Source organism: Mesorhizobium sp. P3_A9, from assembly GCF_056402975.1.
This window is the reverse complement of sequence record NZ_JBFUGJ010000204.1, coordinates 1-10,787: the sequence shown is the minus strand read 5'-3', so window position 1 is coordinate 10,787 and position 10,787 is coordinate 1. Positions and strand designations below refer to the sequence as shown.

The 10,787-nt window shown below is 63.7% G+C and carries 12 protein-coding genes; 5 read left to right on the top strand and 7 right to left on the bottom strand.

Annotated elements, in window-relative coordinates; translation table 11 throughout:
• Positions 1 to 628 (top strand): polysaccharide deacetylase family protein (locus tag AC1DX0_RS23395; protein ID WP_477356995.1); only part of this gene is annotated, 628 nt, incomplete at its 5' end.
• 52 nt (positions 629 to 680) lie between these two features.
• Here AC1DX0_RS23395 and AC1DX0_RS23390 read toward each other — a convergent pair.
• Positions 681 to 1,085 carry a hypothetical protein gene (locus tag AC1DX0_RS23390; protein WP_477221196.1) on the bottom strand — a complete coding sequence of 135 codons (405 nt, stop codon included), beginning with the start codon at positions 1,083 to 1,085 and terminating at the stop codon, positions 681 to 683.
• 106 nt (positions 1,086 to 1,191) lie between these two features.
• Positions 1,192 to 1,407 (bottom strand): DUF2842 domain-containing protein, encoded by a 216-nt coding sequence (locus AC1DX0_RS23385; protein WP_477221197.1) that lies wholly within the window; start codon positions 1,405 to 1,407, stop codon positions 1,192 to 1,194.
• 153 nt (positions 1,408 to 1,560) lie between these two features.
• Between AC1DX0_RS23385 and AC1DX0_RS23380 the strand changes: the two genes are divergently transcribed.
• Positions 1,561 to 2,634 carry a COX15/CtaA family protein gene (locus tag AC1DX0_RS23380; protein WP_477221198.1) on the top strand — a complete coding sequence of 358 codons (1,074 nt, stop codon included), beginning with the start codon at positions 1,561 to 1,563 and terminating at the stop codon, positions 2,632 to 2,634.
• A 37-nt stretch (positions 2,635 to 2,671) separates the two neighbouring features.
• Here the strand turns inward: AC1DX0_RS23380 and AC1DX0_RS23375 are convergent, their stop codons facing one another.
• The 4 genes from AC1DX0_RS23375 to speB all read right to left on the bottom strand — a co-directional run bounded on the left by AC1DX0_RS23375 (position 2,672) and on the right by speB (position 5,879).
• Entirely contained in the window at positions 2,672 to 2,995 is a 324-nt protein-coding gene (locus tag AC1DX0_RS23375; RefSeq protein WP_477221199.1) for a hypothetical protein, read from the bottom strand.
• An 80-nt stretch (positions 2,996 to 3,075) separates the two neighbouring features.
• Positions 3,076 to 3,915 (bottom strand): aminoglycoside phosphotransferase family protein, encoded by an 840-nt coding sequence (locus AC1DX0_RS23370; protein ID WP_477221200.1) that lies wholly within the window; start codon positions 3,913 to 3,915, stop codon positions 3,076 to 3,078.
• Positions 3,915 to 4,841, bottom strand: coding sequence for an N-acetyl-gamma-glutamyl-phosphate reductase (gene argC / locus AC1DX0_RS23365; RefSeq protein WP_477221201.1), 927 nt, complete (start codon positions 4,839 to 4,841; stop codon positions 3,915 to 3,917). The genes AC1DX0_RS23370 and argC overlap by 1 nt, the downstream gene beginning before the upstream one ends.
• Before the next feature lie 30 nt (positions 4,842 to 4,871).
• Complete coding sequence (gene speB / locus AC1DX0_RS23360) at positions 4,872 to 5,879, bottom strand: agmatinase (RefSeq protein WP_477221202.1); 1,008 nt, start codon at positions 5,877 to 5,879, stop codon at positions 4,872 to 4,874.
• A 123-nt stretch (positions 5,880 to 6,002) separates the two neighbouring features.
• Here speB and AC1DX0_RS23355 point away from each other — a divergent pair, with 123 nt between their 5' ends.
• From AC1DX0_RS23355 to AC1DX0_RS23345, 3 genes are all read left to right on the top strand, one after another.
• Positions 6,003 to 7,211: an acyltransferase family protein gene (locus AC1DX0_RS23355; RefSeq protein WP_477356993.1), complete on the top strand. Its 1,209-nt coding sequence runs from the start codon at positions 6,003 to 6,005 to the stop codon at positions 7,209 to 7,211.
• 96 nt (positions 7,212 to 7,307) lie between these two features.
• Entirely contained in the window at positions 7,308 to 8,366 is a 1,059-nt protein-coding gene (locus AC1DX0_RS23350) for a glycerophosphodiester phosphodiesterase family protein (protein WP_477221204.1), read from the top strand.
• A 100-nt stretch (positions 8,367 to 8,466) separates the two neighbouring features.
• Positions 8,467 to 9,837 carry an MFS transporter gene (locus AC1DX0_RS23345; protein WP_477221205.1) on the top strand — a complete coding sequence of 457 codons (1,371 nt, stop codon included), beginning with the start codon at positions 8,467 to 8,469 and terminating at the stop codon, positions 9,835 to 9,837.
• 78 nt (positions 9,838 to 9,915) lie between these two features.
• On the opposite strand, the gene AC1DX0_RS23340 is transcribed toward AC1DX0_RS23345, so the two are convergent.
• Positions 9,916 to 10,704, bottom strand: coding sequence for a class I SAM-dependent methyltransferase (locus AC1DX0_RS23340; RefSeq protein WP_027042359.1), 789 nt, complete (start codon positions 10,702 to 10,704; stop codon positions 9,916 to 9,918).
• Positions 10,705 to 10,787: the final 83 nt, after the last annotated feature.

The window sequence follows — 10,787 nt, the reverse complement described above, 5'->3', positions numbered from 1 at the left end:
CATCGTCAATGCGTGCGACCGCCTCACGCTCGCGACCTCGAACGGTCCAACGGTGATCGATTGCGCGACCCCCGCCAGGAAAACCCAGGCCATAGCCCGGCTGCACGCCTACCTCGCCACCGAGATCCGCGAGGAGGATTTGCGGACCGTGCTGCGTGATCTCGCCGCTGCAAATGGTGTCGACGCCGATGCGCCGCGCCTGCGGACACTGATGAACTGGGATGAGATTCGCACCGTCGCCGCGCATCCGCTGGTGACGATCGGCGCCCATACGATCAACCACAGCAATCTGAAGCGGCTTTCCGAGGCCGATGCACGCCACGAAATCGGCGCTGTAAAGGACATGTTGCGGGCCGAACTCGGCAGGGAACCCAGCCATTTCGCCTATCCCTATGGCTATGCCAGCGCTGTCGGCTGCCGCGAAGTCGGCTTTGTCCGTGACGCCGGCTATACCTCCGCCGTAACCACACGCCATGGCGTGCTGCGCGCCGAACATGCCGGCTTCCTGCAGGCCTTGCCGCGCATTTCGATCAATGGCCGCTATCAGAACCTCGCCCACATCCGCACCATGCTGTCGGGTGTGACGACGCCGCTCGCCAATGCCGGCAAGATGCTCGTCACCATCTGACCGACCGGCAGGCCTGATATCGAAGATCTACCTCCGACACATCCGCAAACTGTCAGCACTTATGGAAGTAGCGGTAGGTGTCTGGCGCGCTCATCCATTTGAGGTTCGCCGTCAACCCGCCATGCGCGTTGATCCAGCCGCGGATGTCGGATGCGTAAGCGTTCCACAACACGCCGGTCATGTCGGTGCGGTGGGCGAGGTGGAAGCCGAAGCTCGCCGCCGGCATCACGCATATGCGGCTGCGGGGGATATAGCCGAGCAGCACCGTGCAGGCGGACTGGCACTTGCCGACAATGCGCACATTGACGCCACGCGCCGCCAACGCTTTCCAGCGCTGGCTGTAGGCGGCGACGCTGCCGCCATGGTCGTCCGAGACGTTGATGGTTTCGGCTGCCGCGATCGACGCGGTGAGCGAGGCGAGTAGAAAAAACAGTCCCGCGACCATCCCTTTCAGCATGCCGGCCTCCCCAGGTGAGCACCGTCAGGATAGTCCTTTGCTCGTTGGCTGATGAATCACGATCCTGTTTTTGATGCGTGATCCCGGCGAACCGGCGCAGGCTGGTTCAGCTTTTCGCCCGCGGCTCCAGCATCAGCCACTTGATGATGCCCATCGCCGGCAGCACCCAGAGCAGGCCGCTGAACAGGAAGAACAGGAATTGCACCAGCGGACCCGATTCCGACAGCCGGGCGACGGCGAAGACCGATGCGACCAGCGCGTAGATGATGACCAGYGCCACCAGCAGRAACATTCCGATCAGCTTTTTCAGGCGAATGGGCATGGCTTGGCCTCGTTGATCGCTATCGCTTAGGCCGAACGCAGGACACGTGCAACCCGCCACATCAGGCGCGACGGCGTGCCGCGCTGCACGGTCTTGCCAGCACGGATGCGATGGTTCACCAATCTGCCACCTCAACCTACCGGGAACAAGATCATGGCTGCCATATCAGCCGCCGCGCCATACGTTGCCCGCGACCGCGACCTGTACAACCGGGCGATGGTGCGCGGCTGGCTTTACGTCGTGCTTCTGGTGCTGTTCGCGCTGGTGCTGGTCGGCGGCGCCACCCGGCTTACCGAGTCCGGTCTTTCGATCACCGAATGGCAGCCGATCCACGGCGTCATCCCGCCGCTCAACGACACCGAGTGGCAAGAGGAATTCCAGCGCTACCAGCAGATCCCGCAATACACCGAGCTCAACAAGGGCATGAGCATCGAGGCGTTCAAGTCGATCTTCTGGTGGGAATGGGCGCATCGTTTGCTGGCGCGCAGCGGCGGCTTGGTCTTTGCCTTGCCGCTGCTGGTCTTCTGGGTGAGCCGCCGCATCGAGCGCGGCCTTGGGCCGAAACTCGTCGGCATTCTGCTCCTCGGCGGCCTGCAGGGCGCCATCGGCTGGTGGATGGTCGCCTCCGGCCTGGTCGATCGTGTGTCGGTGAGCCAGTACCGGCTGGCGACGCATTTGACGCTGGCGGCGCTGATCTTCACTGCCACCATGGTCGTTGCGCGTGGCTTGGCGCCGCATTCCGAGCCTGCGGCCGATCGTTCGACACAGCGTCTGGCCGGCTTCATCGTGCTTCTGGCGCTGATCCAGATCTATCTCGGCGGACTGGTCGCCGGGCTCGATGCCGGCTTGAGCTACAACACCTGGCCGCTGATGGATGGCAAGATCATCCCCGGCGATCTGCTGATCCTCGAGCCGGCATGGCGCAACTTCTTCGAGAGCCCGAAGACGGTGCAGTTCATCCACCGGCTCGGCGCCTATACGGTCTTCGCCGTCGCGCTCTGGCATATGATCGCCACGCGTCGGCGGCTGCCCGGCTCAACCCATGCCCGCCGTGCGACGCTGTTGTTTGTGCTGGTGCTGGTGCAGGCCTCGATCGGCATCGGCACGCTGCTGATGCATGTGCCGCTGCATATGGCGCTGACACATCAGGGGTTTGCGCTGATCGTGCTGGGCTTTGCCGCCGCGCACTGGCGCGGCACCAAGGGGGCTTACCCCTTGCCGCAATAGATCTCGGTCAGGAGCTGATCCCGAGCCTTATCGGCCGTCACATCCAGAATTCGTTGGATTGCGTGGTTTTCTCGCCGTCGAATTCCGCCTGGCGCACAGCGGCTGCGGACGGCGTTGACTGGCTCTGAGCGGCTTTCGCTGCCTTGTCGGCGTCGGCGGCTCTGAGAGCATCGAGCTTGGCCTGGGCCGTGGCGATATCCTGCTGCACCTGGGCAGCCTGAACCTGATCCTTGATCGCCTTGGCCTGGTCTTCCAGATCCTGAATCTGCTTTTCGAGCGCGGCCTCCTGGGCTGCATTGCTCGAGGAACTGGACGAGGAATACTGGATTGCGGAGGACGAACCCGAGATCGCGCTGACCATGACAAATCCTTGAGGTGGGAGCCAGGACATGGTCAGTAGCCGATCATGGTAAATAAGTGTTTACCAATACCCTCGCTTGATCAGAAACTTGCCCGCACAGCCCGGATCGCCTGGGCGATCGACAGTTCGCGGTTCTCCTCGACCGCATTGTCGTCCTCGTGGTGCCAGGCCGCGGACAGGCAGCCATAGGCGATGGCATGGTCCAGTATCGCTGCCGGTGATTGCCCCAGCGTGCTCGCAAAGACTTCGGCCATGTGCGCGATCCGCAGGGGATCGAGGCAGAGTTCGTCACGATCGAGCGGATTGTAGAACATGTTGGCGGCATCGAAGCAGGGATCGCCGAGCACGCCCTTCGGATCGATCACCAGCCAGCCGCGCGGCCCGTGCAGGATGTTGTCGTGGTGGAGGTCGCCATGCAGGGGCCTGACGTCATGCGGATCGTCCAGCAACCGTTCGGCGATGGCGGCGGCCTCGACATAGAGGCTGTCGTCGCTGGCGTCGCGGTCGGTCTTCGCCTTCTTGAACAGGCTGGCGTACCGCTCTCTGAGCGGCTGAAGCTGGGGCGGGAAGGGGGCTTTCCCAGGCAAAAACAGTTTTGCCATGACCTCAGCCGCGATTGTGGTCGCGGCGTTGTCGCCCTGTTCATCGAGAACCCGCGTAAGCAGGGTGTCGCCGCCATATTCGAGCAGCATCGAGTGGCCGTCGCGGCCAAGCAGGCGCACAGCGCCTTCGCCACGCCGCCAGGCCAGGAAATGTTCGCCACGCAATTCGTCGGCGACATCGTCGAAAGGCTTGAGCGCCTTGACGACGGCCGGCGAGCCATCCTCGCGAACAACCTTCCAGATGCGGCTTGAAAAGGTCTCGGCAATGAGTTCGGGCGCGCTGACCTTCCAGCGCGCCGGAAAGGCTGGTGCGTCCATCAGAGGCCGAGCATCAGGTCCATGTTCTGGACGGCTGCACCCGAGGCGCCCTTGCCGAGATTGTCGTAGACCGCCAGCAGCAGCGCCTGCGCGCGCTTGTCGTTGGCAAAGACATAGACCTTCATGCGGTTGGTGCCGTTGTAGATCTCGGGATCGATGTCCGGCATGCGCTCCAGATGCGCATAGGGCGCCACCTCGACCACGCCGCCCTTGATGGCGGCGAAATGGTCGGCAATGGCCGCATGAAGCTCCGCACCTGTCGGCACATGGTCGAGGCTGCCGAGTTGCAGCGGCACGACGGTGATCATCCCTTGCGCGAAATTGCCGACCGCAGGCTGCATGATCGGGTCATGCGACAGTTTTGCGTAGGCCCGCAGCTCGGGCACATGCTTGTGCTGCAGGGTGAGGCCATAGGGTACGAACTCCGAGGCGTCCTCGCCCTTGGCGACATAATCCTCGATCATCGGGCGTCCGCCACCCGAATAGCCCGAAATACCGTTGACGGTGATCGGGAAATCGGCCGGCAGCAGGCCAGCGGTGACCAGCGGCCGCAGCGCTGCGATCGGTCCTTGCGGCCAGCAGCCGGGATTGGCGACGCGCTTGGCGGTGGCGATGGTCTTCGCCTGATCCTTGTCCATTTCGGCGAAGCCGTAGGCCCAGCCTTCGGCGACGCGATGCGCGGTCGATGCATCGATGACTTTGGTGGTGTCGTTGGCGATCAGCGAAACGCTTTCCTTCGCCGCATCGTCGGGCAGGCACAGGATCGCGACATCGGCGGCATTGAGGAATTCGGCGCGCGCCGCCGTTTCCTTGCGGCGCTCGGTGGGAATGGAAATGATCTCCAGGTCGCCACGCTCGGCAAGCAGCGCGCGGATCTGCAGGCCGGTTGTGCCGTGTTCGCCGTCGATGAAGATTTTCGGTTTCATGACCTGATCAAATTCCCTGATATTTCAACACTATATGCCGTTGCCGTGATTCACCGCGGCACCGTTGTGGTTGCCGTTGTTCATCTCTACCTGCCGTGCCTTCCGCTCCGCCAGCAGGCCGAGATACTGCATGGCCACCATCGAGCCGGCAATCGCCGTTATATCGGCGTGATCATAGGCCGGCGCAACCTCAACGACATCGGCGCCGACAATATCGATCTGGTTGAGCTGGCGCAGCGTCGACAGGATCTTCGCCGAGGACGGTCCTCCGGCCACCGGCGTGCCGGTTCCGGGCGCATAGGCCGGGTCGAGGCAGTCGATGTCGAAGGTCAGATACGTTTTCTTGCCGCCGGTGCGGTCGACGATGGCGTAGGCGATGTCGGAAGCGCGCATCTCCTCGATCTCGTGGCCGTAGAGGATCTTGATGCCGAACGTGTCGGGCGCGTGCGTGCGGATGCCGATCTGGATCGAGCGGTCTGGATCGATGATGCCTTCCTTGACCGCGCGACCGACGAAGGATCCGTGGTCGATGCGCTTGCCGTCATCCTCCCACGTGTCCTGATGCGCGTCGAATTGCACCAGAGCGAGCGGTCCGTGGATGGCGGCATGCGCCTTGAGCAGCGGCCAGGTGACGAAATGGTCGCCGCCGAGCGTCAAAAGGAAGGCGCCCGACTTCAGGATCTTAGTCGCTTCGCGCTCGATCGTGCCGGGCGTCTTCTGATGGTTGCCGGAGTCGAGCAGGCAATCGCCATAGTCGACCACGGCGAGATGCTCGAACAAATCGCGCGAGAACGGGTACTGCGGATCATTGTCGAGGATCGCCGAGGCGCGGCGTATAGCCTGCGGCCCGAAACGGGCGCCGGGCCGGTTGGTGACGGCGGCGTCGAAGGGAATGCCCCACACCACCGCATCGGCGCCCTTCACGTCCTTGGTGTATTTGCGCCGCATGAATGACAGCGCGCCGGAATAGGTCGGCTCAAGGGCGCCGCCCGTTTTGGAGCGGGCGGTGAAGGCGTGGTCGATGTTCTTGGTCGCCATTACGGGTCCTCGTTTTCATCGGGGTGCAACAACTACAGAACCGGCATGGAAGATGCCAGTCACAGCTTGGCGAGACGAAACGGCGCCGCCCGGGTGCCACGACAAGACAGGATTTGTCCCATCATGACGCAGACCGCGTTTCTTAATCCGTCCGATGCCGTGGTGTCGACCCACACCGGCACGGTCGCCGGCGAACGCTTCCAGGTTCTCGATTCGTGGCGCGGCATCTGCGCCCTGCTGGTGGCGCTGTTTCATTTTCCGACCGCTTCCGCGATCTCGCAGAGCAGCTTCATCGGTTCGTCCTATCTTTTCGTCGACTTCTTCTTCGTCCTTTCCGGCTTCGTCATCGCCAGCAGCTACGCCGAGCGGCTGAGCCAGCCGRCACAGGTCGCCCGCTTCGCTTTGGTGCGGTTCGGCCGTATTTACCCGCTGCATCTGCTTATGCTCGCCGCTTTCGCCGGTTTCGAACTGCTGCGGCTGGTGCTGCCGCAACTGCATGGCACCGGCGCTGCCCCCTTTACCGGCGGTTTCGACCCTAGGAGTCTGCTGGCCAATCTGCTGCTGCTGCAAGGGATGGGCTTCGAAGATCAACTGACCTGGAATGCGCCGAGCTGGAGCATTTCGGCGGAGTTCTTCGCCTATCTCCTGTTTGCAGGCGTGGTCTTCATCGCCGGCGCGCGTGCCTGGGTATGGTTCGTTGCCGCCGCTGTCACCGCGCCGCTGTTTCTGCTCGGTTTCTCCACGCATCATATGGATGTGTCCTACGATTTCGGCTTCATCCGCTGCCTCTACGGCTTCTCGCTCGGCGCCCTGCTGGCGTGGTTTCAGCATGATTCCATTGCAGGCGCGCGACACCTCCTCGCCAGGAGCGGCCCGCGGCTCAGCTGGACCCTTGCCGAAATCGTCATGGTGGCGGTCATCGTGCTTTTTGTCTCGCTGGCGGGCAGCAATGATTTCGGCATCGCCGCGCCCCTGGTGTTTGTCCTGGCGCTGTTTCTCTTTGCCCATGAAGGCGGCTGGATTTCTGCCTTGCTGCGAACGCCGTTCATGCTGACGCTCGGCGCGCTGTCCTACTCCATCTACATGGTCCACCTCTTCATCCAGACGCGCCTGATCAACGTTGCCGGGCTCGTCGAGCGCAAGCTCGGCCTCGGCTTCTTCGGCGACATCGTGCTGCGCGGCGAACCCACGATCGGCTTCGGCGCCGGCTGGGCCGGGACCGTGGCGATCGTCGTCATGCTCGTTGCCACCATCGCCGCGTCATGGATCACCTGGCGCCTGGTCGAAATGCCTGCGATGGCGTGGTTCCGCCGGCTCTCKAAGCGCATCTGACGCCGGCTTCTTGCGAAAGCCGCTAGCCGGCTTCGTTCACCCACCTGTCACGGGGATCGCCTATTCCGGCTTCGATCCGGCAAGGAGCGATTCTCGATGCGGACAATCTGGCTGAGCCTTCTGCTTTCCACGGCATTCGCGGTCGCCTCCGGTCAGGTCTCGGCCGGCGAAAGCCACGCCAGGCAGATCCTTGACCGCTTCGAGCATGCCAACCAGTGGCGTGACCATGTCATGGTGGCCGCGCACCGGGCCGGCAGCATGCAGGCCGGCAAGACGCTCTATGCGGAAAATTCGCTGGCTGCCGTCGAAGGCTCGATCGCCATGGGCGCCGAGATTGTCGAGGTCGATATCAGGCGTTCCAAGGATGGCGAGCTCGTCGTCATGCATGACAGCTGGCTCGACCGCACCACGACCTGCATGGGCGAGGTGGTCAAATACACGCTGGCTGAACTGAAGACATGCCGGTTGGTGGTCGAGGGCACGCGCGCCGTCACCGACGAGAGGGTCTCGACACTGCGCGAGATGCTGCTGGCGACCAGGGACAGGATCCTCATCAATCTCGACAACAAACTCGAAGTCGGCGACCTCCCGGGCATGATCGCCGTGGCGCGCGATCTCGGCATGGCCGACCAGGTCATCGTCAAGGAGAACCTCTGGAACCAGAACCGGATCACCACGGTCAAATCAGCCATGGCCGCCATCGGCGGCGGCTTCCAGTTCATGCCGATCATCGCCGACGACGCCGTGCACGATGCCGGTTTCGCCGAAACGGTCGACTACGCATTTGCGCCGCGCGCCATCGAACTGATCAACTGGCGGGCGGGCGCCGAAACGCTGACCGAAACCGGCGGACCGCTGTTCAGCACGCGCATGCGCGCGGCAGCGGTGCGCGGCAACTGGCACATCTGGGCCGACACCTACGCCATCGTCAACAAGCCGGGCGGCTTCCTCGCCGGCGGCCGTGGTGACGAACTGGCGGTGCAGGCCAGCCTGCCGCGCGAAGCCTGGGGTTTCTGGGCCGATCGTGGTGCCACCATCATCCAGACCGACGAGCCGAAGGCGGCCATCGACTGGCTGGCGGCGAACGGCTATCGCGTGCCTTATGCCGGGACGGGCGAACGCGTTGAGCCCGCCGCGACTGCCAGCATCAATTGATTTGCCCGTGATCGGCGTCCCGGCCTAGTTGTCGCAGGCTGGCCTCTCCTGACGGAACGGTGTCAGTGAAAACCCGTTATCCATGGGTATGCCTGACACCATGGTTTTCAAGCCCCGCGCCGCCTATGCCGCCACCGTCGCCGCGACCAGTCTCGGTTTCGTGGTGGTGCAGCTCGATGTCTCCATCGTCAATGTCGCGCTGAACAGGATCGGCGCGGCGCTGTCGATGGGCATAGGCGGCCTGCAATGGGTGGTTGACGCCTACACGCTGGCCTTCGCCTCGCTGCTGCTCGCCGGCGGCGCGCTCGGCGACAGGATCGGCGCCCGCCGTGTGTTCGTCGGCGGCATGGCATTGTTCAGCATCGCTTCGCTGGTCTGCGGCCTGGCGCAGAGCCCTTGGGTGCTGATCGCGGCGCGCGCCGTGCAAGGCGCGGGCGCGGCCTTGCTGATGCCGTGTTCGCTGGCGCTGCTCAACCGTGCCTATGCGTCGGACAAGCCGCGCCGGGCGCGTGCCGTCGGCCTGTGGACAGCGGCGGGCGGCATCGCGCTTTCGGCCGGGCCGGTGCTCGGCGGCTTCATGGTCGCGTCGCTCGGCTGGGCCAGCATTTTTCTGGTCAACCTGCCCATCGGCGCTCTCGCCATCTGGATGGCCTACCGATTCCTTGAGGAAACACCGCTGAAGGCCGAGAAACCGCCGATCGACTTGGCCGGGCAGGGGCTTGTCGTGCTGACACTGTTTTCGCTGACCGGCGCCTTCATCGAAACCGGATCGTCAGGCTGGACTTCCTTGCCGGTCATTGGCGGATTGATGTTGGCGGTGGTGGCTGGAAGCCTGTTCCTGCTGGTCGAGAGCTGGAGCAAGGCGCCAATGTTTCCGTTAAAGCTGTTTGCCAGCCGCATCCCGGCGGTGACGAGCCTCGTCGGGCTGGCGGTCAACCTGACGCTCTACGGCACGATCTTCATGCTCAGCCTCTACTTCCAGAAGGAAAGGCATTTTTCGCCCGAGATGACCGGGCTCGCCTTCCTGCCCTTCATGGCGGCGGTCACCGTGTCGAATGTCGCCGCCGGACGCATCGCGGCGACCTATGGCTCACGCTTGCCGATGGCGATCGGCCTGCTTCTCGGTGCGGTCGGTTTCGGCCTGATGGCGCCGATCCAGGCCGATACATCCTACCTGTCGCTGCTGTGGCGGCTGCTGTTCCTGCCGATCGGCATCGGTCTCGCCGTGCCCGCCATGACCACGGCGCTGTTGTCGTCCGTGCCGACGGCGATGTCGGGAACAGCTTCGGGCGTGCTCAATACAGTGCGCCAATCGGGTGGAGCGATCGGCGTCGCGCTGTTTGGCTCCGCTTTGGCGCTGGGCACGATCCAGGGCATGCAGATTGCTTTCCTCGCCTCTGCGCTCGCGGTGGCGTTCTCGGCAGTCTGCGCGTTCCTGTTCATAGGCGACGCCGACCATTCCGCCGGATAAGGACGCGCAAATGCAAGAAGGCCGCCCGGAGGCGGCCTTTTCGATTGCCGAAAGCGGCGACGTAAAGCGCCGCACGCATTAAGCGGCCTTTCGCCCCTTGATCGCCGTCGACCAGGCGTGAACCGTGATCGCTCCCGTGGCGCTTGCCGGCAGTCTGTCCTTTAGTCGGCGTTTCAGCTCCGCGCTCTCCGCATCCGACAGCTTTCCGACGATTCCGCTCGGGCTGCTCACGACCATGGATAGCCAATAATCGTCGAAGTCAGCGAAGGTGCGTTCGACGACAAGCTCGCGCGTCTCGACATCGCGGATGCCGAGCTCCGCCCAAAGCGCCTTCAGCGCCGCGAAACGCGAGACCTCCGCGCTCGGCGGACGTGCGGCCGGTTTGCCCATCGCGTCCATCTCCTCCCACAAATGCTGCGTAGGGGTGCCGCCGCGCATGACGTCCCAGGTGTAGGACGCGACAATGCCGCCGGGCTTGGTGACGCGGAGCATTTCCGAGGCGCCCTTGCGCGGATCGGGGACGAAGAACAGCACCAGCGCCATCACCGCGACGTCGAAGCGGTTGGCGTCGTAGGGAAGGGCCATCGCATCGCCAATCGACAGCTCGACCTGCTTTGCCGAGATTTTTTGCCGAGCAGTCGCAATCTGCGCGTCGGAGGGATCGATCGCGCACACGGACGAAGGGGCGGACTTCGCTAGAATGAGCTCAGTGAACGCGCCGTTGCCGGCACCGACATCAACCCAGGCCCGTCCGGAGTCCGGCGCCAGCCAGTCGAGGAACAAAGCCCCGGCGGATCGGCTCCAGGGAGCCATGAAGCGCTCGTAAGCCGCGCCGTCGGTGAATTTGATCGGTTCGGGTGACGACATCTGAGATATCCCCTTAGAATTACCTATCCAGATATCCTTTGGACCGGAAAGGCTGGTCCCTGTTTCGTAGCATCGTGCCGCGC

Coding starts and splice junctions, on each gene's coding strand:
- AC1DX0_RS23350 (WP_477221204.1), top strand. CDS start 7,308: ATGCGGACAATCTGGCTGAGCCTTCTGCTTTCCACGGCATTCGCGGTC.
- AC1DX0_RS23345 (WP_477221205.1), top strand. CDS start 8,467: ATGGTTTTCAAGCCCCGCGCCGCCTATGCCGCCACCGTCGCCGCGACC.
- AC1DX0_RS23340 (WP_027042359.1), bottom strand. CDS start 10,704: ATGTCGTCACCCGAACCGATCAAATTCACCGACGGCGCGGCTTACGAG.
- AC1DX0_RS23390 (WP_477221196.1), bottom strand. CDS start 1,085: ATGCTGAAAGGGATGGTCGCGGGACTGTTTTTTCTACTCGCCTCGCTC.
- AC1DX0_RS23380 (WP_477221198.1), top strand. CDS start 1,561: ATGGCTGCCATATCAGCCGCCGCGCCATACGTTGCCCGCGACCGCGAC.
- argC (WP_477221201.1), bottom strand. CDS start 4,841: ATGAAACCGAAAATCTTCATCGACGGCGAACACGGCACAACCGGCCTG.
- AC1DX0_RS23375 (WP_477221199.1), bottom strand. CDS start 2,995: ATGGTCAGCGCGATCTCGGGTTCGTCCTCCGCAATCCAGTATTCCTCG.
- AC1DX0_RS23370 (WP_477221200.1), bottom strand. CDS start 3,915: ATGGACGCACCAGCCTTTCCGGCGCGCTGGAAGGTCAGCGCGCCCGAA.
- speB (WP_477221202.1), bottom strand. CDS start 5,879: ATGGCGACCAAGAACATCGACCACGCCTTCACCGCCCGCTCCAAAACG.